This window comes from Acidobacteriota bacterium, assembly GCA_030697165.1.
Classification (GTDB): Bacteria; Acidobacteriota; Vicinamibacteria; order Vicinamibacterales; family UBA2999; genus 12-FULL-67-14b.
Map to the genome: position 1 here is coordinate 72,574 of JAUYQQ010000022.1, position 23,730 is coordinate 96,303.

18 protein-coding genes and 1 tRNA gene are annotated in these 23,730 nt (G+C 62.5%); 15 read left to right on the plus strand and 4 right to left on the minus strand.

Annotated elements, in window-relative coordinates; translation table 11 throughout:
• Positions 1-49: 49 nt before the first annotated feature.
• From Q8T13_19950 to Q8T13_19965, 4 genes are all read left to right on the plus strand, one after another.
• The gene (locus Q8T13_19950; protein ID MDP3720041.1) at positions 50-484 is read left to right on the plus strand and encodes a hypothetical protein; all 435 of its coding nucleotides are present in this window, start codon (positions 50-52) and stop codon (positions 482-484) included.
• Positions 485-569: 85 nt separating this feature from the next.
• The gene (gene tadA / locus Q8T13_19955; protein MDP3720042.1) at positions 570-1,034 is read left to right on the plus strand and encodes a tRNA adenosine(34) deaminase TadA; all 465 of its coding nucleotides are present in this window, start codon (positions 570-572) and stop codon (positions 1,032-1,034) included.
• 6 nt (positions 1,035-1,040) lie between these two features.
• A complete protein-coding gene (locus Q8T13_19960; protein MDP3720043.1) occupies positions 1,041-1,379 on the plus strand; it encodes a hypothetical protein in 339 nt (112 codons plus the stop codon).
• A gap of 2 nt (positions 1,380-1,381) precedes the next feature.
• On the plus strand, positions 1,382-2,275 hold the full coding sequence (locus Q8T13_19965) for a hypothetical protein (GenBank protein ID MDP3720044.1): 894 nt from the start codon (positions 1,382-1,384) through the stop codon (positions 2,273-2,275).
• On the opposite strand, the gene Q8T13_19970 is transcribed toward Q8T13_19965, so the two are convergent.
• The 3 genes from Q8T13_19970 to Q8T13_19980 form a co-directional block, all read right to left on the minus strand.
• The gene (locus Q8T13_19970) at positions 2,272-4,380 is read right to left on the minus strand and encodes a penicillin acylase family protein (GenBank protein ID MDP3720045.1); all 2,109 of its coding nucleotides are present in this window, start codon (positions 4,378-4,380) and stop codon (positions 2,272-2,274) included. The two genes, Q8T13_19965 and Q8T13_19970, sit on opposite strands and share 4 nt — an antisense overlap.
• A gap of 120 nt (positions 4,381-4,500) precedes the next feature.
• The gene (locus tag Q8T13_19975) at positions 4,501-5,790 is read right to left on the minus strand and encodes a sodium:proton antiporter (GenBank protein MDP3720046.1); all 1,290 of its coding nucleotides are present in this window, start codon (positions 5,788-5,790) and stop codon (positions 4,501-4,503) included.
• A gap of 15 nt (positions 5,791-5,805) precedes the next feature.
• Entirely contained in the window at positions 5,806-7,614 is a 1,809-nt protein-coding gene (locus Q8T13_19980) for an AI-2E family transporter (protein ID MDP3720047.1), read from the minus strand.
• 85 nt (positions 7,615-7,699) lie between these two features.
• On the opposite strand from Q8T13_19980, the gene Q8T13_19985 reads away from it, so the two are divergent.
• Together Q8T13_19985 and Q8T13_19990 are read left to right on the plus strand one after the other, a co-directional pair.
• The gene (locus tag Q8T13_19985) at positions 7,700-8,602 is read left to right on the plus strand and encodes a YihY/virulence factor BrkB family protein (protein ID MDP3720048.1); all 903 of its coding nucleotides are present in this window, start codon (positions 7,700-7,702) and stop codon (positions 8,600-8,602) included.
• A gap of 117 nt (positions 8,603-8,719) precedes the next feature.
• Positions 8,720-8,872, plus strand: a complete 153-nt coding sequence (locus tag Q8T13_19990) for a hypothetical protein (GenBank protein ID MDP3720049.1) — start codon at positions 8,720-8,722, stop codon at positions 8,870-8,872.
• 39 nt (positions 8,873-8,911) lie between these two features.
• Here Q8T13_19990 and Q8T13_19995 read toward each other — a convergent pair whose 3' ends face one another.
• A complete protein-coding gene (locus Q8T13_19995; GenBank protein MDP3720050.1) occupies positions 8,912-9,142 on the minus strand; it encodes a hypothetical protein in 231 nt (76 codons plus the stop codon).
• Positions 9,143-9,440: 298 nt separating this feature from the next.
• Here Q8T13_19995 and Q8T13_20000 point away from each other — a divergent pair.
• The 9 genes from Q8T13_20000 (at position 9,441) to Q8T13_20040 (ending at position 23,624) form a co-directional block, all read left to right on the plus strand.
• Positions 9,441-9,529: transfer RNA gene (locus Q8T13_20000), tRNA-Ser, on the plus strand.
• A 136-nt stretch (positions 9,530-9,665) separates the two neighbouring features.
• Positions 9,666-12,167 (plus strand): DEAD/DEAH box helicase, encoded by a 2,502-nt coding sequence (locus Q8T13_20005; GenBank protein MDP3720051.1) that lies wholly within the window; start codon positions 9,666-9,668, stop codon positions 12,165-12,167.
• 117 nt (positions 12,168-12,284) lie between these two features.
• Positions 12,285-12,569 (plus strand): hypothetical protein, encoded by a 285-nt coding sequence (locus tag Q8T13_20010; protein ID MDP3720052.1) that lies wholly within the window; start codon positions 12,285-12,287, stop codon positions 12,567-12,569.
• A gap of 9 nt (positions 12,570-12,578) precedes the next feature.
• Positions 12,579-13,133: a hypothetical protein gene (locus Q8T13_20015; GenBank protein MDP3720053.1), complete on the plus strand. Its 555-nt coding sequence runs from the start codon at positions 12,579-12,581 to the stop codon at positions 13,131-13,133.
• 184 nt (positions 13,134-13,317) lie between these two features.
• Positions 13,318-14,910, plus strand: coding sequence for a class I SAM-dependent DNA methyltransferase (locus tag Q8T13_20020; GenBank protein MDP3720054.1), 1,593 nt, complete (start codon positions 13,318-13,320; stop codon positions 14,908-14,910).
• A 34-nt stretch (positions 14,911-14,944) separates the two neighbouring features.
• The gene (locus Q8T13_20025) at positions 14,945-16,288 is read left to right on the plus strand and encodes a restriction endonuclease subunit S (protein ID MDP3720055.1); all 1,344 of its coding nucleotides are present in this window, start codon (positions 14,945-14,947) and stop codon (positions 16,286-16,288) included.
• Positions 16,285-17,127 (plus strand): hypothetical protein, encoded by an 843-nt coding sequence (locus Q8T13_20030; GenBank protein ID MDP3720056.1) that lies wholly within the window; start codon positions 16,285-16,287, stop codon positions 17,125-17,127. Before Q8T13_20025 ends, Q8T13_20030 begins: the two co-directional genes overlap by 4 nt.
• Positions 17,124-20,297 carry a type I restriction endonuclease subunit R gene (locus tag Q8T13_20035; GenBank protein ID MDP3720057.1) on the plus strand — a complete coding sequence of 1,058 codons (3,174 nt, stop codon included), beginning with the start codon at positions 17,124-17,126 and terminating at the stop codon, positions 20,295-20,297. Before Q8T13_20030 ends, Q8T13_20035 begins: the two co-directional genes overlap by 4 nt.
• Positions 20,298-20,597: 300 nt before the next feature.
• Positions 20,598-23,624 (plus strand): DEAD/DEAH box helicase family protein, encoded by a 3,027-nt coding sequence (locus Q8T13_20040; protein ID MDP3720058.1) that lies wholly within the window; start codon positions 20,598-20,600, stop codon positions 23,622-23,624.
• Positions 23,625-23,730 lie beyond the last annotated feature (106 nt).

The window sequence follows — 23,730 nt, forward strand, 5'->3', positions numbered from 1 at the left end:
CAGCAAACGGCACGCGTTTCGCTATGGTGAGGGTCAAAGCGGAGGACTTATGTATTCAGGATTACTCGCGTCGCTCGGATTCGCCGGACTACTTCTCATCGCGCCAGCGGCGCTCGCAGCCGAACCAGGTTGTTGCAGCGACAAGGCCCAGGCAGCGCCCGCAGCGCAGCCGGCTGACAAGGGTTGTTGCGGCGAGAAGTCCCAGGCAGCGCCCGTAGCCGACAAAGCTTGTTGCGGCGAGAAGGCACCGGCCGCGCACGCGGTGCACGCCGCCGACAAGGCGGACAAGCCCCAGGCCGCGCAAGCCTCGCACGCGTGCTGCGACATGCCGTGCTGCAAGGACAAAGCAAACCACAAGAACCATGTGCCAGCGATGGCCATGCTCGAGGCGGACGCCACGGCCATCTTCCTCATGACGATGCAGACCGATCCGCCGGCCCCGCCGGTGGTCGCCGCCAGGCCCGGCACGCCGACGATTCGGTAGTCCGGTCGCTCAACAGGACGCCAGGAGGCCAGGAGAATTCAGAATAGTTTTCTCCTGACCTCCTTATCTCTTGTTTAATGACCTGATGGACCATGAGCACTTCATGCGCCTCGCGCTGGCCCAGGCGGCGCGGGCGCGCGAACAGGGCGAAGTGCCCGTCGGCGCCGTCCTGGTTCTCGACGCCGCGGTGATTGGCGCCGGCTACAACCAGCCGATCACGGCCCACGATCCCACCGCCCACGCTGAAGTCGTCGCCCTGCGCGCCGCGGCCGCGTCCCTCCAGAACTACCGCCTCCCAGATTCAACGATGTATGTCACGGTGGAGCCGTGCCTGATGTGTGTCGGCGCCATGGTCCATGCGCGCGTCGGCACGGTGGTCTTCGGCGCCACCGAACCCAGGTCCGGCGCGATTGTCTCTATGACGAGCGCGCACGAGTTCGGCGGACTCAACCATCGCCTGGCGGCGACGGGCGGGGTGCTCGAAGACGAGTGCCGCGCCATCATCCAGGAATTCTTCAGGGAAAGACGGACGGCGATCAGGCAAGATTAGAGCAGAGTGACGCGCGACCTCGGCCATTCAGCCAGCGGTAACGACCGCGATCCGACGCCGCACTTCCTGGTTGGCGGCGGTGAGATGGGCGCCCTGATACGCGCCCACGACTGGAGCCAGTCGTCGGTCGGGCCGCCCATTGCCATGCCGGGCCTCGGCGGGCTCGAGCTGGCCCGCCTCGTCCGCGCGGAGGCGTGGGGCGGGCCGGTGCTGATGATTGCGGTCAGCGGCTGGGGCCAGGCGGTCGATAAAGCGCGGTCCAGGGAGGCCGGTTTCGATCATCACCTGGTGAAGCCGGTGGAGTTCGCGGCGCTTGACGTGTTATTGAGAGAGCCGGCCGGCTAGCCATGGCGCTGGTCGTTGGCCTGCTTGCCGCGCTGCTCACGGTGGCGTCTGCGCACGCGCAAGCGCCTCCCGAACTGGCGATCATCGCGCCGGCCGAACTCGCCGCCGCGCAGAGCCGCCTCGAGCGCTTCAACCGCCTTCCCCTCGCCGGCATCGTCCGCACCGTTGGACTCGAACAACCGGGCCCGCCGATCCAGGTGGTGCTGGCCGGCGAGGACAGCGCGGCGGCCCGCGGTGCCGGGGCGTGGATTGCCGGTTACGCCCTCAGCAATGCCGGCCTGGTGGTGCTGTTCCCGGCGCGCTCCCCGGTTTATCCCCACGACACGCTCGAAGACGTGCTGCGCCACGAGGTGTCGCATGTGCTGATTGCCCGGGCGGCGGGTGGCCGCGACGTGCCGCGCTGGTTTCACGAAGGGCTGTCGGTCGCGGTCGAGCGGCCGTGGGACTTCGAGGATCGCTCGCGGCTGGCCTGGGAACTGGTGGCCGGGCCGCGCCTGCGGCTGCGCGAGATCGACGCCATGTTCGAGGAGGGACAGGCGGCGCAGTCGCGCGCCTACTCACTGTCGGCGGCGTTCGTGCGCGATTTCATCCGCGAGTACGGCGCGACCGCGCCGGCCGCGATCCTGCGGTTGGTGCGGGAGGATGTGGCATTCGATCAGGCGGTGATCACGGTGGCCGGACGCACCCTGACCGGGGTCGAGAACGAGTTCTGGAACCGGCAGCGGGTGTGGACCGTGTGGGTGCCGTACTTCACATCGGGAGAAGCGTTCTGGCTGCTGGTGATTGCGGTGGCCGCGCTGGCCGTGTGGGTGCGGCGCCGCCGCCGGGCCGAGACCCGGCGGCGATGGGATGACGAGGAGCGCGCCGCGGCCGAGCGAGAGCTGGCAGAACCCTAAGGCTTCAGCGCCGTCGTTGCGATTGTGTTGGCTTCGATCTGTGTGCGTTGCAGCCACAGCTCGCGGAACTCGTGCCTCGAGCTGTGCGCGATCTGGTCGCTACGATGCTTGGTGCCCGGTTGCCGCGAATTTCCGTAGGTCATCAAGCCGTAGGCTTTCACCGGCGTGGTGAACTCGATCATGCCGACCCACGTTTCGCCGTGCTGCGGGTAGCGCTTGCCGGCGGCATCGAGCGGCCCCCAGGTATGCACCCGAAACGGCCCCAGGCCGCCGACGTGGCCGTCGCCAGGCACATCGACATCACCCAGCTTGAAGCGCGACACGTCGCCGAACACGCGATCGAGGGCGCCGTATTTCTTCTTGGTCTCGGCAATGGCCTTCCGCAGCATCTCAACCGCCGCCGCGGGATCCTTGATGCCCGAGGGGGTTGACGTCGCGCGCGCGCCATCGAACGGCACGGCGTAGTTGGCGACGCCCGTGAAGCCGTTGCCGGCAAACAGCCGCGCCCATTCCTCGAATAGCAGGCCGGCGCGATTGTCCTTCGAGTAGAGGCGGTCCCATTCCGACAGCAGCGTCACGGCCGCCTGCATGTCCGCGCTGGTGTCGGCCGTGGCCGCCGCAATCAAGTCGGGGAGCGTGCGGTCGGCGAGCAGCGAGCGGGTCGAGAGCTTCAGCGCGACGAACTTCTCGAACGTGATCTGCTCGTGCTCGGCAATCATCTTCAACGCGTTCTGGGCGCGCATCGACTCGGGACCTTGCGGTGCCAGGTACGGCGGGTAGTCGGCGGCCTTGATCGGCGTCGGCCACGACGGGAACCACGGCGGATCGTTGGAGTTCTGGACGAAGCCGGCCGGCGGGTTGGTCACGCGCGGCAGGTCCTCGTAGGCGTGCACCTCGGTCCAGAGGTACTCGGACGAGTCGCCGGGCACCAGGCCGCGCCAGAACTCGAGGTCGCCCGACTTCCGCTTCGGGGCGATGCCGTTGAAGATGTACTCGACGTTGCCGTCGCGGTCGGCGTAGCTGATGTTGAAGGTTGGCACCTGCAGCCGCTTCATGGCGGCGGTGAACGCCGCGTAGTTCTTCGCCGTCACCATGTCGAAGTACTGGTGCAGCATGGCGGGCCGATCCAGGCCGGCCACGCGCAGCGCCGTGACCGTGCCGTCGCGTCGCTCGAAGACCGGACCGTGCACGGTGGACTTGATCTCCAGCGTCTTGTCCACGACCGTCCCGTTGGCCTGGCGCAGCTGGTAGCTTGTGGTCCTGGTCGTGAACGGGACCACCTTGCCGTCGAACACGTATCCGCCGTCTCTCGTGGTCAGCTGGTAGGTGGTGGCGCCCACCATGCCGTTGACGGTGTTCGAAATGCCCATCTGCTGGTTGAAGGCGAAGCGGATGATCGGCAGGCCGATCTGCGTGGCGCCATAGACTTCGAAGTCAGGACCGACCAGGTGCGCTTCGTAGTAGGTGAAGTAGTTGGTCAGCCACGACAGGTGCGGGTTCTGCAGCAGCATGGTCTTGCCGCTGGCGGTCTTCTTGCCCGAGATGGCCCAGGTGTTCGAGCCGTCCTCACCCTGGTACTCATCCGCAGGTGCGTCGCCTTCGCCACCCAGGTTTGGTGAGGCGACGTAGACGAAATTCATCAACCGGTGCGCGTGCGCCACGACATCCACGCCGCTGACTGGCAGCACGACCTTGACTGCGGAGTCGATTGAGTTCGGGTGGGCCGCGGCGTAGTCGTTCATGCCCTTGGCAAACGCGTCGAGGTTGGCCTTGAACGCCGGCTGCTGGGCGTCATACCAAACCCGCGATCGCGCCGGCACGTCGTTCTTGAGCAGCCACACGGCGGTCGCTTCATACGCCTCGCCCCAGTACTCCGCACCCCGTCCGCGCGATTCGCCGTAGAGCCGGAGGATCTCGTCGGCGTGGCTCTGCGCCTGCGCGTAGCCGTAGCCGTAGAACACCGCGCCCGCGTCGCGCCCATAGATGTGGGGGACCCCGTACTTGTCCCAGAGGATTTCGTTCCGGGACGGCGCCTGCGCCGCCGCCAGGCCGGCACACATGGTCGCCAGCACCAGCGTGGCGAGGGTGCGTCTCGAGATCTGCATGCCGACACTTTACCGCGACGGGGCCTGGCACGGTTACATGCCTATTCGTTGCAGTTGTTGCCCAGTGAGCAAGAACTGCGTCCTTTTCGACGTAACCGTGCCAGGCCCCGTTACCTCCCGTTACCTCCGCCGGCGGGCCGAATAGAGCTGCATCAGCGGCGTCACCGACACGCCGTGGACCACGATCGAGGCCGAGACGACGACGAGGGTGAGGTCGACGAGCTGGCGGGCCAGCGGGCCGTCGACGCCGTGCGCCAGCGCGAACGCGAGGTAGTAGATCGACCCGATGCCGCGCACGCCAAACCAGGCGATAAACGCCCGTTGCGCGCGCGACAGGGTGGTTGGCAGCAGCGCGATCGTGGTCGAGAGCGGCCGAATCACCGCGAACAGGATCACCGCCAGCCACAAGCCCGGCCCGATCGATTCAATGCGGGCCAGCATCGACCCGACCACGACCACGACCGCCAGTTCGCCGAGCCGCTCGAGTTGTTCGTTGAAGCCCAGCACCGCGCCGGCCATGTAGGCCGGGGCGGTGTTGGCGCCGGTGGCCTGCTCCTCGGCACTGAGGGCCGCGTTCTTGACGGCCTTGGAGGGCGCGACCTCGGCGTGCTCGCGCTCGACCCGGCGCATCGACAGGCCCGCCGCAAACACCGCGAGGAAACCGTAGCCGCCGGCGAGCATCGTGAGGCCGTACGACAGCGCAATCAGGCCAAGCGCGAGGAACTCGTCCAGACCGACCGCTTCCTGGTGCTCGCGGCGCAGGTAGATCACGAGCCGCGCGACGCCGGCGCCGCACGCCGTGCCGATCGCCAGACCGGCGGCGACTGCCCAGAGCAGATCGACCGTCCACCAGCGCCATCCGCTCTCGCCCAGTTCGTGGTGCCCCAGCAATCCCAGCCCCAGCATGACGAACGGAAACGCGCTGCCGTCGTTGAGACCGGCTTCGCCCGTCAGGCTGAACCGCACCGGCTCGCCGTCGTTGGCGTTGGTGACCTGGACATCTGACGCCAGCACCGGATCGGTCGGCGCGAGGATCGCGCCGAGCAGCACCGCCGCCGCTAGCGGCAAGCCGATCGCGACCCCGAACGCGGTGATTCCGGCCACCGTCAGCACCATCGCCACGCCGGCCAGCATCACGGCCACCCGCCAGCGGCGATCGGTCATCGGCAGGCGCAGCTTCAGGCCGGCGGTGAACAGCGAGATGATCACGGCAATTTCGGTCAGCCGTTCGAGCATCGCCGTATCGTCCAGGGCGTCGATGTGCAGCAGGCCCACGCCCCACGGCCCGAGCCACGCGCCGGCGGCCAGGTAGAACATCGACGGCGTCACCGGCAGGCGTTTGAGCACGGTGCCGGCCAGGGCAAACCCGATCAGCAGCACGCCGGTGATCACGAACCATGCGTTCGCCATCAGCGGGTCCGGTCGTTAAACATCGGTCATCGGCTCGGCGGCCACGGGCGCAGGGATCCGCGGCAGTTCGACCAGGCCCGCCAGGAAATCCCGTGTTTCGGCGAGCGTGGCGCAAACCAGCGAGGCGCCGGCGTCGCGCAGTAACTGCGTGGAGTCATCGGCCAGCGCCGCCGGACTCCATCGGCCGACGACAATGCGCACGTCGGGCAGCGCGGCGTGCAGGCGCTTCACCAGGTACCGCGTCTTCGATGGCGGGCTCGGTGGCAGGTCGGCGATGCACACCACCGAGACGCCTTGCGCGTGGACCAGTGCCACCAACTCCGACGCCAGCACGCGCGTCTTCGTCATCTCGATGACGATCGGCAGGTCGGCGAGCACGTGCCCGAGCATGGTCAGCGACAACTCGTCGGCCGCGCCGTTGGCGGCGTACCCCAGCACGCGCAGCGGCTCGCGAGGTCCGGGCAGGACCGGCGCGCCGGTGGCCGGCGCCGGCGGCTGCAGGCGGCGCATCGAATCCGCCGCGTCCACCAGCAACTCGCGGGTGGCCTCGATCACCGCGCCCTCTTCTTCGTCCGACAAGCGGCGCTCCAGCCGATCGCGCTCGGCGTAGTTGAGCGCCGGCAGCAGCAGGGCGTCGTAGACCGAGCCCCAAGACTCGCTCTTGATGTGGCGCTCGATGATGTCGGCGGCTTCGCCCGGATCGCGCGCGAGCAGCCGCTGGTAGTAGCTGAACTCTGGCGCCAGCGCCGGCGCATCGCCCATCACCGTGCCGATCGACGCCAGCCCCGGCACGTGCCGGCCGAGCACGACGACGCAGACCGTGAGTGGCGTGGCCATCAGCAGGCCGAGTGGTCCCCACAGCCAGGTCCAGAAGGCGACCGACACCAGCAGCGCGACCTGCGACACGCCCGCCGCGCCTGCGTAGAGGACGGTTTCGAGAACCAGGTTCGTGAACAACTCGAGCACGACGAACATGCCCATGACCGAGAGGGGGCCGGTCCAGCCTGGCATGGCGGCGAGGCTGGCCAGGATCGGACCGGCGGCGCCGATCATCGGCCCGACATATGGAATGTAGCGAAGCGCCGCGCCGAGCGCGCCCCACACCAGTGGATAGGGCACGCCGAGGAGATACAGGCCCACTCCCGCCACGACGCCGTAGACGAGGCTGGCCAGCGACTGCATCAGCAGTTGGCGGCTGACCCGGCTGCCGGCTTCATCAAACGCCTTCGTCGTCACCGTCAGGCGGCCTTGCCCGAACAGCCCGATCAGGCGATCGCGCAGGTCGCGCCGTTCGAGCAGGATGAAGATCACCAGCACCACCACCAGGCTGGCCGTGCCGAGCGGGGCCATGATGGGCTCCAGCCACCCAAAGCCCGAGGCGAGCTCGGAGGTGACCACCACCGGCGGGGGTGCCGGCTGTCCTTTCGGGACCTCGGTTTTGCCGAGGTCGGTCTTGATCTCCTCGATCGTCTCCTGCAGCTTCTCGACCGTGCCGCCCTTGCCGGCGCCGCGCACGTCGGCGATCTTGGCGAGGATGTTGACGCGGTAGCGCGGCAGGTCCTCGGCGAGGTTCCCCATCTGCCTGGCCAGGCCCCAACCGGCCAGGCCCAGCACGACGAAGACCAGGGTGACGACCACCAGCACCGCCGGCACGCGGCCGAGCCAGCGCTCGAGCCAGGTCACCGGCGGGGCCAGCACGAACGAAATCAGCACGGCGAGCGCGATTGGCACCAGCACCGCTTGCGCCCAGTACAGGACGACCACGATCAGCACGCTGCCGGCGAATGTGATCCACGGTTTCAGGGAGTTCGGCGCTTCAGTCATGCGGTCTGATCCAGTTTGACTGTAGTGCGCCGGCGCGCGGAAGGGACGTTCACTATTGAACAGTCACGCTACAGTGGTCATGACAATGCTGGTGAGACTGATGAGCATGGCGGTGTTCCTGAAGCTGTTTGGCGCGGCGGCCAGGGCGTGGTGGGACGATGACGCGACGCGGCTTGGCGCCTCGCTCGCGTATTACACGTTGTTTGCGATCGCGCCCATTCTGCTGGTCGCGACCGCGATCGCGGGCGCGGCCTTCGGCGAAGAGGCGGTGCGCGGCGAGATTGTCGGTCAGCTCGATTCGCTGGTCGGACGCGAAGGCGCGCTCGCGGTGCAGAGTTTGCTCGAGGGCGCCAGCCGACGGCGGGCCGGCGCCATTGCCACGGTGATTGGCGCCACCACGTTCCTGGTGGCCGCCACCGGCGCGTTCCTCGAATTGCAGGTCGCGCTCAACACGATCTGGCGCGTCAAGGTCAGCGAGGGCATCAACCTGAAGTCGTTCCTGTTGGACCGTTTGCGATCGTTCGGGCTGGTGGTCGCGGTCGGTTTCCTGCTGCTGGTGTCGCTGGCGGTGACGGCAGCGCTGGCCGCGCTCAATGCCTGGCTGACCCGCCTCTCCCCCGAACTCCCCTTCGTCTGGAGCGCCATCGGCATGCTGGTGTCGCTCGTGGTCACCACGGGCCTCTTTGCCATGCTGTTCCGTTTCCTGCCCGACGTTCGTCTGCATTGGCGGGACGTGACGACCGGCGCGCTGGTGACGGCGGTACTCTTTGCCCTGGGCCAACAGGTGATCGGGTTGTACCTGGGGCAGAGCAGCATGGCCTCGGCTTACGGCGCCGCGGGATCGATGATGGTGCTGCTGCTGTGGGTGTACTACTCGTGCCAGATTCTGTTGTTCGGCGCGGAGTTCACCCGGGTCTACGCCGAGAGCCGGGGCCGCAGGCCCAAGCCGGAGTCGTTCGCGGAGAAGGATCCTGACGCCATTAAGTGAACCTGACGGGAGGGCATCACTTGTCGGGAGGGCATCACTTGTCGGGAGGGCACCACTTGTCGGGAGGGACTGCCGGACGGGGCGGGCTGTAAACTGAGTTGAGAAGAGGGAAGAGTCATGTGCCAGCGGGTTCAGTGTCCAAAATGCGGCAAGCCGTCGTGGGTGGGTTGCGGCCAGCACGTCGAGGCGGTGCTGGGCGACGTGCCGAAAGGGGAGCGCTGCCAATGCCCGCGGCCGAAGTCGTTCCTGCAGAAGCTGTTCGGCCGCTAGGGCAATCGGCGCCGGCGGCGCACTGCCTGGTTTGAAACGCTACTCGACGGGGTCGCGCGTCTTGGCGGGTGGCCGAATGACCGTAACGGCTCGAGAAAGTCCTGGTTCATGAGGCGGCGCGCCCTGCAGTTGCCACTGCTCGACGCTGAGTTTCCAGGCCTGCATCACCCGCACGTCGATTGGGAGGGCGGCCCAGTAGGCAGCATCGTTACGATCCTGCTCGGCCATCGAGGAAAAGACCCGAACGGTGATATCGGGGCGCTCCGGCATACCCAACTATTATCCCACGCGGGAAGGGCGGGGCGGAGATAGTCCCTGGACGGGGGCACACTGCCTGACAGGGTCGCACTACCTGACGGGGACCCACGACGGAGTGACGGGTCTTGAGTCAAGAAGTGCCTCCTGTCAAGGCTTGCGAGCCCGTCAAGAAGTGCCCTCCCGACAAGAAGTGCCCTCCCGACAAGAAGTGCCCTCCCGACAAGAAGTGCCCCCCCGACAAGAAGTGCCCCCCGTCAAGAAGTGCTGATATAATCGGTGATTCCGGCGACAGTCGCGGTCCCACCCTAGCGGAGAGGTACCGAAGTGGTCGTAACGGGCGCGCCTCGAAAGCGTGTTGTCCGAAAGGGCACGTGGGTTCGAATCCCACCCTCTCCGCCAAAATAAAGTACAATAAAATCAGTCAGTTATAGGACAGGCGTCTCGGCTGTGTTCCAGTTTTGTTCCAGAATGCCCTCGGCCAACGCCCAGGAAAAGTCATCTCGCAACCTCGTGGCCCGAAAGAGAGCGTGAGGGAGTGGATTTCAACAAGCTGCGAACGGCAACTAAGAAGCCGAAGGCCATAGATCCGCTCGAGATCTTCCGCCGCCTGCCGAAGGCGCCGGGCATCAATGATCTGTACACCAGCCAAGCCGAGGTATTGCAGTCCTGGTTCGCGAAGCGCTCCGACCGCGATGTCGTCTTGAAGCTGCATACCGGCGGCGGAAAGACGTTGGTCGGCCTCCTCCTCGCGCAGTCGTCCCTGAACGAACTCGGCGACCCAGTACTGTATCTGACCGTTAACAACCAACTCGTGAACCAAACGGTCGCCAAGGCAATCTCCTACGGGATCGACGCCGTTCCTTACACGGCGGGCGTGCCCCTGGACGAGGACTTCAAGAACGGCACCAAGGTGATGGTCGCGACCTATGCCGCGCTATTCCACGGCAAGAGCAAGTTTGGCGTCCGGGGCGGCGCCAATGCACCGGTCAGCGTTTCCGCCGTCGTACTCGACGATGCGCATGCCGCATTTTCGGTGCTGCGGGACCAGTTCACTCTGGCAGTTGAACAAAAGACGGCGAAGGAGCTCTATGCGGCCCTCACGAATACGTTCCGCGCAGCGTTTCGCGAAATTGGCAAGGTGGGAACGTTCGACGACATTGTTAACGGCGATGACTATGGCGTCATCGAGGTTCCATACTGGGCGTGGCGCGAGAAGCTCGATGCGGTACAGGAACTTCTGAAAGCGCGATCGGCGGACTACGCACTGGTGTGGCCCCTTCTGCGTGACAACCTGCACCTATGCCACGCCCTGATCACTCGCTCGACATTTTCGATTACACCGGCGCTCCCTCTGGTGAACGCGATCCCCACGTTCTTCGATGCACCGCGTCGCGTTTACATGTCCGCAACGATCGCAGACGACAGTGAGATCATCCGCACGTTCGGTGCGGGGCTGGAGGCCGTAAGCAGTGCGCTGACGTCTCGGTCGTTGGCAGGCGTCAGCGAGCGCATGATCATCATTCCGGAACTGATGCCATCGCGGTTCGATGTGGTCGCCAGCGCCAAGAAGCTGCTTCAAGCAACCGCATCGAAGAAGAAGGGCGCTGTGGTACTCGTGCCGTCAACTAAGGCGGCCGCCAACTGGACCGACATCGCGACCTTGCCGGCAAACACCCAGGCTGTTGAGGTGGCGGTGGAGGAACTACAGACGGGTCAAGGTTTCGGACCGGTCGTATTTGCCAGTCGCTACGACGGCATCGATCTTCCTGGAAATGCCTGCCGACTTCTGGTGATCGACGGCCTTCCGGTAGGCACGTCAGACTACGAGTTGTTCAGAGCCGCAGCATTGCACGGCGCGACCGCGATCACGCGAATGCTTGCGCAAAGGATCGAGCAAGGCATGGGGCGCGGAGCCCGAGGTGCTGGCGACCACTGCGTGGTATTGATGCTCGGAAGGAACTTGTCAGCGTGGGTGGCTAAAGCGAGCAACTTTCGATATCTGACGAGTGCGACAAGGGCCCAGCTTGAAATGGGCCAGACCATCAGCAAGTCCATCGCGAATACCAAGGAACTCGGCGCAGCGATCCTGAAGTCGTACAACCGTGAAAAAGACTGGACAGAATTTCACGCGGAGACGCTCGCGGATCTCGTCGACGAAACCGCGGTGGACAAAGCTAGCTTCAAGTTGGCAGCTGCGGAGCGGAAAGCGGTCGACCTTTGGCAGGATGGCCATCATGAATCGGCTATCGCCCGAATCCAGAAGGCGTTGGCGGACCAGGCACCCGATGATCAGACGGTCGGTTGGTTCGAGCAGTTGTCGGCCCGTATCGCCGACTCGTGGGGACACTCGGAAAGGGCGCAAGAGTTGCAGCGTAGCGCCTATTCCAACAATCGGAATTTACAGCGACCGAAGGTGCTGCCGCCGTATCGACCAATACCTGAGCCGAACGATCAAGCCAAGGCGATTGTTGCTCGCGTAGAAGAATACAAACCGAGACGCGGTTTCATGCAGGCGTTCGAGGAAGCGGTATCGGCGCTCGACAAGAATGCCTCAGCGAACCAGTTCGAACAGGCACTCGCCGATCTCGGTCGAATGATTGGCCTCTCCGCCGAACGTCACGACGAAAACGGAGAAGGGCCAGACGTGTTGTGGCTCTTCCCGTCGAAGATTGGCTGGGTCATCGAAGCCAAGAGCCGTAAAAAGGCTGCGGCTGCATTGAAAAAGGAAGAGCACGGTCAACTCCTCGTCGCGAAGGAGTGGTTCTCTAAGAACTATCCGGGCTTCGGGGTTGTAGCGGTGTCAATGCACCCCGAGGCTAAGGCGACGAAGGCCGCTGGTGCTTACGCGTCGCACGCATTGACGTACGAAAAGCTAGCGATGCTGGTTTCGGACGCACGAACGTTGCTAACTGCCGCCTGTGATTCACAGTTGCCCAAAGAGGAACTCGCGCGTGAGTGCGCCAGACTGCTAGGTAAATCGCCTGTTGCTGCCGACAAATTGGCAAAAACCTACCTGCAGCCCTTTGCAGAGCTGTGATCGATTCGACCGAATCGTGTCAACGCGCTCAGGCGGGCATTACTTGTAGAGAAGGGACTTGCCAGTCCCCGGCCAGCACCCTTGGCGAAATAATAGCGAAACTGCTAGATTGTGGGCGTGCCCCCGAAGGACTGCCGGGTCGTGATGACCGACCCGCAAGGAACGAAGCGAACGGTCAGGGTGACCGCCGACAGCCTCTTTGAAGCCGCGGCTTTGGCCGTCTACGCGTTCAAAAAGGACGGCTTCACCGACTTCATCGCAAACGTCCTCGAAGTTGAAATTCGTGAACCCGTCGTTAGGCACCAGGTTTCGATTGGGCAGTTGAAACAGTGGCTCAATGGCTCTGTGCAAGACCCGCGCGAAAGAACGCGCCGCGATCGCCTGAAGGCGATGGTCGGATAAGGCGATTCCGTGACGCTCTCGAATCGAACGCGGCTTGAGTTCTTGAACACTGCTCTCCAGCGCATGCGCGAGGATCTGGCCGATCACTGGATTTCGGAAATGCGCTTCGAAATCAACAGCGAGCGCTACAACGATCTTCCGCCGACGACTTGGCTCGATCTCCAGCAGCAGACGTGGGTCAAGACGGACAACTATTTCGGCAATCCTGCATTCAAGCTCACTGGCAGCGGACTGATTGCCGCCATGAAGCACACCGGCGAACTGCAATCCGAGGAACACAAAGAACGCTGCGTTCGGCTTCGGGCGGCCTTCAAGGACGTCGTGAAGGGCCGCGAGATTAGTGGTGGCCGCACCGATACGTCGGAATTGACCGCTAAGACCGACTTGTCCGCTAGCTGGATATTCAACGCGATTGACGCGCGCTTCCTCGCCAAGCTGTGGCCGCACGATCACGTCGATGTTGAATCCCGTTATGGCGGACGGGATATCAAAGTGCCGGCAAATTTCGGGACGCAGCGCCTGTCGGGCCTCGAAGCCGGCCCGCTGGCGCTCATCCCCGAATAGACCAGACGAGCGGCAAATCCGCTGCGAAGCGCGCTCGCCGACGGGCTTGTTTTCGATAAACAGGGTAGGCCGTGGCTGCCGGAACTTCTGGATTGAACCTCACCCAAGTGGCATAGTTCCTCCTGCTCAGCTTATGGCCGCCATCTACGGTGGGGCGAGCGCAATCAAGCTGAAATAGGTATTCATGGCTCGCACCAAGAAAAAGGCAGAGACGGAGTCCGCACCAGCTCCTACCAGCCTGAAGAACAAGAACGGCGCCAACCTGGGCTTCGAAGCCCAATTGTTTCAGGCCGCCGACAAGCTTCGCAAGAATCTCGAGCCGTCGGATTACAAGCACGTCGCCCTGGGCCTGATTTTTCTGAAACACATCTCGAATGCGTTTGAGGCGAAACACGAGCAGCTGCTGAAAGAAGACCCGTCGATTGCCGAGGACTCCGACGAGTATCTCGCAGAGAACGTGTTCTGGGTCCCAAAGGAGGCGCGCTGGTCGTATCTCCAGGCGAACGCCAAGCAACCAACGATTGGCAAGATCATTGACGACGCCATGTTGGCGATTGAGACATCAAACGCGAGCCTCAAAGGCGTTCTTCCGAAGGATTACAACCGGCCCGCGCTCGACAAGGTCATGCTGGGGGAGTTGATTGACCTGGTCTCCGGCATCGGCATGGGCGAACCGGGCGACAAGGCGCGCGACATTCTCGGACGGGTTTACGAATACTTCCTCGGCGGTTTCGCCGGTTCGGAAGGCAAGCGCGGCGGCGAGTTCTACACGCCGCAGTCCGTCGTCCGCGTCCTCGTCGAGATGCTGGAGCCCTACAAGGGCCGTGTCTACGATCCCTGCTGCGGTTCCGGCGGCATGTTCGTTCAGTCAGAGAAATTCGTCGAGAGCCACGGCGGACGCCTCGGCGACATTGCTATTTATGGTCAGGAGTCGAACTATACGACATGGCGGCTGGCCAAAATGAATCTCGCCGTTCGCGGCATTGACGCCGATATTCGCTGGAACAACGAGGGAAGTTTTCACAAGGATGAACTAAGGGATCTTCGTTTCGACTACATACTGGCCAATCCACCTTTTAATGACTCCGACTGGGGCGGCGAACGTCTTCGTGAAGACGCTCGTTGGTCATACGGAGCGCCCCCAGCCGGAAATGCGAACTTCGCTTGGCTTCAGCACATTCTCTGGCACTTAGCGCCTCGCGGTGCCGCAGGCGTGGTCTTGGCGAACGGTTCTATGTCTTCCACGCAGAACGGTGAGGACGAAATCCGCAAAGCCATGGTCGAGGCCGATGTGATCGACTGCATGGTCGTGCTTCCGGGCCAATTGTTCTATTCAACTCAGATTCCCGCCTGTCTTTGGTTCTTGACACGCAACAAGAATCCTGGCGGCAAGTGGCGCGATCGACGAGGCGAGATCCTTTTTATCGACGGAAGGAAACTTGGCGCATTAGTCGACCGCACGCGCAAAGAACTCAGCCCCAACGACGTCACGCGGATTACTGATACGTACCACGCATGGCGTGGCGAAGCAGACTGCGGACCGTACTCAGATCAGCCTGGTTTCTGCAAGAGCGTCGAGCGCGAAGCGATTGTCAATCACGGGTTCGTGTTAACCCCGGGCCGATACGTAGGGGCGCCGGACGTGGAGGATGATTCGGCATCGTTCCCGGCCCGCTACGCCTCGCTCCGCTCCGAGCTGGAAAGCCAGTTCTCTGTTGCCCATCATCTCCAAGAGCAGATCAGAGCGACCCTGGAGAGGACTCGGCGTGACGACTAGATCTCCGATAAGCGTCGCGCGCGACTGGCCGGTAGTGCGACTCGATGAGATCGCTACGAAGATAGGCTCTGGGGCGACTCCAACAGGAGGGGCCGAAGCCTACCTGAAACAGCGGAATCAATTCGCACTCATTAGAAGCCAGAACGTCTTTGATCGTCGCTTTGACCCGGATGGTCTGGCCTTTATTTCTGACGCGCAGGCAAGCGCCCTGAGAGGTGTAGTCGTCCAACCCGGCGACCTTCTGCTCAACATCACCGGCGACGGGATCACCTTTGCGCGGTGCTGCGCTGCCCCTGAGGCGCTGCTGCCTGCTTGCGTCAATCAGCACGTGGCGATTATCCGCGTCGACCCCGCTCGGGCGCACCCAGGCTACGTCCTTGCGTATCTCACACACCCACAGGTGAAGGCGTACATCGAGTCATTCAACGCAGGTGGTTCGCGCCGCGCTATTACGAAGGGACATATCGAGTCATTTCGCCTGCCGCTACCACCACTCGCGGAGCAAAAAGCGATTGCCAGAGTGCTTGACCTCCTCGACGAGAAGATTATTGCGAACACGCAAATGAATCGAACGCTGGACGGTCTCGCCCGGTCGATATTTGGCGACTGGTTTCTGGCGTTTGGCCCGACCCGAGCGATGGCGCGAGGCGAGAAGCCCGCGAGCATTGGCAAGAACCTCTCGGCGTTCTTTCCACCGGCTTTTGAGCATTCGCCGGTTGGGCCAATCCCCAAAGGGTGGAGAGTTGAACCACTAGCCGAGCACGTCGATATTGAGCGCGGGCTAAGTTACGACGGCGATGGGCTTCGAGAAGATGGCACCGGCCTTCCGATGCACAACCTGAATTCGATTTACGAAGGCGGCGGATACAAACACGATGGCATCAAGTTCTTCTCGGGCACGAACCGTGACAAACACCTGATCTTGCCTGGTGACATGATCGTCGCAAATACCGAGCAGGGGTTTGATCGATTGCTGATCGGCCACGCCGCAATCGTGCCCGCGCGCTTTGGTCAACGAACTATTTTCAGTCACCATCTGTACCGCGTCCGGCCAGCGCCGGGGTCGCCGATGACCACGCACTATCTTGTGCAGCTGTTTAATTCTGAGCGTTGGCACTACTGGATTAGTGGCTTTGCGAACGGCACGACAGTAAACATGCTGCCCAAAGACGCTCTGCAGATGCCTCTGATTGTCATCCCTCCAGAGGAATTGGTTCAGGCATTCACAGAGATTGCTCAGGCGTTACACCAGCAGAGCGAAGCGAACTTGTTAGAGTCCCGAACATTGGACGCAACACGCGACCTGCTTGGACCACCGCTCGTCTCGGGAGAGATCGGCGTGTCAGAGCAGATCAACCCATCGGGGGCGGCGCATTGAGCAGCCTCACGGATATCGACAAGCGCTATCTCGAAAAGCTGCTCAATATGCAGGGCGGCTACGTCCTGAACTATACCGACCCGACATTTGGTGCTTTCTTCGCCCGCCACAAGATCGACGTTCACAACGACATGCGGTACCAGAAATACGGCACGTCGAAAGCCAAGAAGATGCGTGCATTCTGGGAGGTTGAGCCAGATGGAGCCGTCGCACCGGTTCTGTCGGAGTTGCTGGAATCCTATGTTGCCGACTGCGAACTGAATGGCACGGCTCAGGACGTGCCGATTCTAGAAAAGTGCCACACGATTGTTAACCGCCTGGCCGGTGTGAAGCCGAAACCTGCGCCGGCACCTGCGGCAACGGCAGACAATTTCCTCGAGAAAGAATTCACGATCCCGAATCTCCACAAGCTACCGGTCGAGTCCCAGGTTGCAGCGATAGTGGAAGCACGTCTCACGGAGGCTCGGGTCGCTCTCAAGGCCGGGGCAAACCTGTCGGTCATCTTCCTGTGCGGCAGCGTTCTTGAGGCAGTCTTGCTCGGTGCCGCTCAGAAGGAGCCGCAGAAATTCAACTGTTCAAGTGCCGCGCCGAAGGACCGCAATGGAGCGGTGAAGCCTTTCCACGGCTGGTCCCTGGCGGAGTTCATCGACGTGGCCTGTGATGTCCAATTGTTGCAGCCAGACGTCAAGAAGTTCAGCCACGGATTGCGCGATTTTCGGAACTATATTCATCCCTATCAGCAAATGATCTCGGGCTTCACGCCGGATGAGCACACGGCGAAGGTGTGCTTTCAGGTCCTGAAGGCGGCATTGGCCAGCGTCGCGGGGGAGCGGAAGTGACCAAGCTCGTGGAAAGTCACGTCGAAGAAGCGGCACTTGCCTGGCTTGGGGAGCTCAGTTGGGCGACAACGCATGGAAGCGTGATCGGGCCGGACGCGGATGTTCCGGAGCGTGCCAGCTATGGTGACGTTCTCCTGCTTGGGCGACTGAAGGCCGCGATCGAGCGGCTCAACCCGCGGTTTGAGCCCGAGGCGCGCGCCGCGGTACTCTCGAAGGTGATCCAGTCTGAGACTCCCTCGGCCGTTGAAGAGAACCGCAGGCTGCATCGCTACCTGGTCGAAGGCGTGCCGGTTGAAGTGCGCCGTGCCGACGGCTCCATCAGCGGCGAGTATGCGCGCTTGATCGACTTCGACGATATCGACGCAAATGACTGGCTCGCCGTCAACCAGTTCACTGTGATCGAGAACAAGGTGAACCGGCGGCCTGATGTCGTGCTCTTCGTTAACGGTCTGCCGCTGGGTATTCTCGAACTCAAGAACCCGGGTGATGAGAACGCCACCGTCGACGGGGCTTTCAACCAGTTCCAGACCTACAAGGCACAGATCCCGTCCCTGTTCCGGACAAATGCTGTCCTGGTGATCTCCGACGGCATCGGCGCGCGCATAGGCTCCCTGACCGCCGATCGCGAGCGCTTTATGCCGTGGCGGACCGTCGAGGGCGATGACGTGGCCCCGAAGGGCACGCCCGAACTTGAAACCATTCTCAAGGGAGCCTTCAACCGCCGTCGCTTTCTCGATCTCATCAAGGACTTCATCGTCTTCAGTGAAACGGGAAGCGACGTCGTAAAGATCCTGGCCGGATATCACCAGTTTCATGCCGTGAGGCACGCGGTCCGCCGGACCATCGAGGCGACCAAGCCGGATGGCGACCGCAAGGTCGGGGTCATCTGGCACACGCAGGGGTCGGGCAAGAGCTTCCTGATGGCCTTTTATGCCGGGCAGGTCATCAAACACCCGGCGATGGAGAATCCGACCCTTGTCGTCCTGACCGACCGCAACGACCTGGACGATCAGCTTTTCTCGACGTTCAGCATGTGCAAGGACTTGCTTCGGCAAACCCCACAGCAAGCCGAAGACCGCGAGGAGCTGCGCAAGCTCCTGGAACGCCCGTCGGGCGGCGTGATCTTCACCACGCTTCAGAAGTTCTCACCCGAGACAGGTGCGTCTTCGTACCCGGTGCTCACGGACCGCCGCAACGTTGTCGTGATTGCCGACGAGGCGCACCGAAGCCAATACGGATTCAGAGCCAAGGTCGAACGCAAGACCGGCGACATCTCCTATGGGTTTGCCAAATACATGCGAGATGCGCTTCCCAACGCCTCGTTCATCGGATTCACCGGCACGCCAATCGAGAAGGACGATGTCAACACGCCGGCTGTGTTCGGGAACTACATCGATGTCTATGACATCAGCCGCGCAGTGGAGGATGGTGCGACCGTTCCCATCTACTACGAGAGCCGTCTCGCGCGGATCGAACTGGATGAGAACGAGAGGCCTAAGATCGACGGGGAAGTCGAGGAGGTCACCGAAGACGAAGCTCTGACCGAGCAGGAACGCCTCAAGCGGAAGTGGGCGAGCGTCGAGGCCCTTGTCGGCGCGGACAAGCGCCTCAAGATGATCGCCAAGGACCTGGTCACGCACTTTGAAGCGCGCACGGCGGCCCTCGCCGGCAAAGGCATGGTCGTCTGCATGAGCCGCCGGATTTGCGTGGCTCTTTACAAGGAGATCACCGCGCTGCGCACCAACTGGCACAGCGACGACGACGAGAAGGGCGCGATTAAGGTGGTGATGACCGGCGCGGCCTCCGATCCGGCGGCGTGGCAGCCGCATATCGGTGGGCGACCGAAGGCACGCCGTGAGTTGCTGGCCAAGCGCGCTAAGAGCGCGAACGACCCGCTGAAACTCGTGATTGTCCGTGATATGTGGCTTACCGGCTTCGACGCGCCGTCGATGCACACGATGTATATCGACAAGCCGATGAAGGGCCACGGCCTGATGCAGGCCATCGCCCGCGTGAACCGCGTCTTCCGGGACAAGCCCGCAGGGCTCATTGTTGACTACATTGGCGTAGCGCAGAACCTAAAGACTGCGCTCGGCCAGTACTCGGGCGCGGATCGCGACCAGACGGGCATCGATGAGGAAGAGGCCGAACGAGTTCTGCAGGAGAAGTACGAGATCGTGCGGGCCGTCTTTAGACCTGACACACCCGGTGGCTTTGATTACCGGCCGGCCGTCGACGCCAGTGCGACGCCGCAATCGCGGCTGAAGCTCATGGCTGGCGCCATCGATTGGGTCCTAACAGTCCAACAGGCTGAGGCCGAGAAGGAGACATCGAAGGAGGGTAAGAAACGGGCGCACCGCCGCTACGGCGACGCGGTTGTCGCCCTTTCGAAAGCCTTCGCCCTCGCCGGTGCCAGCGACACCGCGAGCGCGATCCGGGAAGAGGTCGGATTCTTCCAGGCCATCCGCGCGGCGCTGATCAAGAGCTTGCCGGGTGACGGCAAGAAGAGCGCCGCGGAGCGGGAACTGGCCATCCAGCAGATCGTAAGCCGCGCCATCGTGTCGACCGAGATCATCGACATCATGAAGGCCGCCGGCCTGGAGAGTCCCGATATCTCGATCCTGTCTGACGAGTTCCTCGCTGAGATTCGTCAGACCGACAAGAAGAATCTCGCGATCGAGGCGCTCAAGAAATTGATCAATGGCGAGGTACGCTCACGCTCGAAGTCAAACATCACGCAATCGAAAGCATTCACCGAGCGCCTTGAGGCTGCAATCGCCCGCTATCACAACAACGCCATCACGACTGCGCAGGTGCTGGAAGAGTTGATCCAGATTGCCAAGGACATCCGTGCCGCTCGCACGCGCGGCGAAGAAACGGGCCTGACGGAGGACGAGATTGCTTTCTACGACGCCCTCGCCGAGAACGACAGCGCGCGCGAGGTCATGGGCGAGCCACAGTTGAGGGTCATCGCCCATGAGTTGGTGTCGGTCATCAAGAGCAACGTCTCGGTGGACTGGATGCACCGCGATTCCGCCCGCGCTAACATCCGCCGCCACGTCAAGCGGTTGCTGCGGAAATACGGCTATCCGCCGGACCTTCAGGACGCCGCCGTCCAGAACGTCCTGCAGCAGGCTGAAGCCCTGTCTAGCGAGTGGGCGAGCCTGTGATGCGAGTTTCAGGGCGGTCCCTCACCCATGGATAGGGGCCTGGTCGCAACCATCACTGGAGTGCGGCTCCCCGCACGTTACGCATTCGAGCATCGCGTAAGCGGCCTAGTAGTCCGGCGCCTGCAGCAGGGAGGCCACAAGGTTCCCTGCTCAGCCCAGCCTTTCAAGTCTCGCGGTGCGAATTGTCGCAGGTTGATAGTCGAGGCTGAGGGCGGTGAGCGTCTCGTTATTGAGCTGGCTAGCGTCACGGAAGACTACGGACCTGACATCTCAGGCGTTCTTCGATCAAGGGCAGCGAATGTGGTTGATGGAACGCTCATTCTCGAGCAGCCCGCATTTCGCAACATCCCATCGGAGATTGCTCCCTTCGTCGGCGTCAGAGACCAGGTCCACGCGGCATGGGGAGAAGGCATTCGCTATCGCGAAGAACGGGAGGCCGACGCCGTAGCACCTGCGCGCCTCGGGCTGCGTCTCCCGCAAGTGGGAGCACTGCACGCCATTGCGTCCCACTGGACAGTCAATGACGACCCGGCCTTGGTCGTGATGCCGACCGGAACCGGGAAAACGGAAGTCATGATGGCTGCGGCGATCGCGTCCCGCTGCCGTCGATTGCTTGTCGTGGTGCCGACAGACGCACTTCGCACTCAAACGGCTGAAAAGTTCGAGAGTTACGGGCTATTGGAGAAGATTGGCGTCATTACCGGTATGCCGAACCCCGTGGTCGGCGTCCTCGAATCGGCCCCTGCCGACGTGCATCTTGACGCGCTACGGGCGTGCAACGTCGTTCTTACAACAATGAGTTCAATCGGTCAGGCTACCGAAGCGCCGCAGCGCATATTCGCGCAGCTGTTTTCTCACGCGTTCTTCGACGAGGCCCATCACGTCGAGGCGACCACCTGGAAGAAGTTTCGCGCGCATTGTAAAGCCGCCAAAGTCGTGCTCTTCACGGCGACGCCTTACCGGGAAGACGGCAAGGCCGTTGATGGGCGCATCATCTATGAGTTTCCGCTCAATGTCGCTCAGGAGCAGGGTTACTTCAAACCAATCCGGTTTGTTGAGGTCTTTGAGCCCGATGATGCCCGGGCTGATTCTGCGATTGCCGAAGCTGCCGTCGCCCGGCTACGAGAGGACCTAGCCGCTGGCCACAGTCACGTCTTGATGGCCCGAGCCGCAACGATTGCCGATGCTGAGCGCCTGTTCGAGACGATCTATCAGCCCGTTGCGGGCGACCTGAATCCCATCTTGATTCACAGCCGTACACGGGGTAAACGCGCCCTCTTGGCGAATGTGAGGAATGGCCAGCACCGCATAGTCGTCTGCGTGAACATGTTCGGCGAAGGCTTCGACCTGCCAAGTCTAAAGATTGCCGCCCTTCACGCGGTGCACAAGAGTCTGGGCGTAACACTTCAGTTTATCGGGCGCTTCGCGCGCACCGCGCAGAACGTAGGGGACGCAACGTTTGTAGCAAACACCGCCGCCGACGGCGTGCCCGAAGCGCTCGAGAGTCTCTATCGCGAAGATGCCGACTGGAATCTCCTGCTGTCCGACCTCAGCTATGACGCGATCAACCCTCAGGCCCGTCTTTCCGCGCTCGTGGCGAATCTTCGCCCAGCACCAGCGGGGGACCACAGCCTCGACATTTCGACGCTCGCCTTGCGCCCCAAGATCAGTACCCAGGTTTATCGAACCGACTCTTTCTTCCCCGGACGGTTTGCAAAGGCTTTTCGGCCCGCCCAGAAGATTCATCACCCATTAATCAGCGAGCGAGATCGATTCCTCGTCTTGGTCGTCAATCAACGCGACACCCTTGATTGGACCGATTCGCGCGAAATCGTGACCGATGGATGGGATCTGTACATTGCCTATTTCGACCCGGCGCGCGAGTTTCTTTATGTGCATTGCTCCCGAAAAGGCAACGCGACAGCGGGACTGGCCAAGGCCATTGCCAACGATCCGCAGCTGGTAAACGGTGAAGAAGTCTTCAAGACATTTGCGCGACTCCAAAGGCTCATCCTTCACAGTGTTGGGCTGACCAGCCGGAGTCGGAACGTGCGCTACCAGATGTTTGCCGGCCTCGACGTGCGAAACGCTATCGACCCCGTCCTCCAGCAGGACAAGATGAAGTCCAACGTGACGGGCGTTGGATACGAGAACGGCACCAGGCATACGGTTGGCTGTTCGAGAAAGGGGAAGATCTGGTCGATGGCGACGGGCTCTCTCGCACAGTGGAAATCGTGGTGCGACGAGATCGGCGCCAAGCTGGCGGACCCGAATGCCCAGCCCAACGATTTTCTTCGCTTCACTTTGATTCCGTCTCTAGTCGTCGCCCTTCCGGACGCGGAAGCACTCCTTGTTGATTGGCCAGACCAGCTCTTCGAGGCGTGGAACTTCCGCTTTCAAGCACGGTCCGCCGCCGACGCTTCCCACGACTTTCATGACTGCCAGCTCGATCTGGGCGCATGGACGGTGGGTGGAACCAGCTTTCGATTCATATTCCGCGCAGGACTCGAACTGGAGAGCCTGCTTGAGCTGACCCTGACACCTGGCGTTGGCGGAAACGAAGGCACCTACGCGGTCAGGCTAGTGGCCGGGGAAGCGCTACGCATTGTGGCCTCCGGGACTGAATGGGACATCGCCGCCTTCTTCACTGAGAATCCGCCACTAGTCAGGCTCGCCGACGGCTCCCAACTGTCTGGAAATATTCTCTTGAAGCCGCGCGAGGCGCTCGCGGATACGTTCGACCGAACACAAGTGCAGACGCTTGATTGGATTGACGTCGATTTCGCCAAAGAGAGCCGTTGGAAGGACGGTGCAGTCCGCGAAGACTCAATTCAACATCATTTCATTACCCATCTCGAAGCCACTCTAGCGACCTTTATCGTCGACGACGACGATACTGGCGAGAGTGCCGATATCGTCTCGGTGGAGGAAACCGCCGACACGATCACCGTGTTTCTCTGGCACTGCAAGTATTCGCACGGTGCGCAGCCTGGCGAGAGGGCGAGTGACCTCTACGAGTTATGCGGTCAAGCTGCCAAGAGCGTCAAATGGACATGGAGTCTTGAGACGCTCGTGAAGCACTTGGTCCAGCGAGATAGCCGGCACGGCAGGGGGCGGCCGTCACGCTTCATCCGCGGCACACCTGCGCAGCTCGTGACATTGCGCAAGAGCGCCCGCAAGAAATTCGTCGTCTTTCGAGTTGGCATCGTTCAGCCTGGCTTCTCGCGGCAGGATGCGCCGGCCGACCACCTTTCCATCGTTGGCTCAACCAACAGCCTCATTCAAACGATCACTGGCTACCCGTTGCTGATTTACGGAAGCGACTAGCCACCGTACGGCGGCCCAGCCGCACCTTGTTAATCCGCCGCGTTGGTAGTCGTCGTCCCCACGGTATCGGCAACCGCGGTGTCATGCAGTCCAGTGTCCCGGGCGT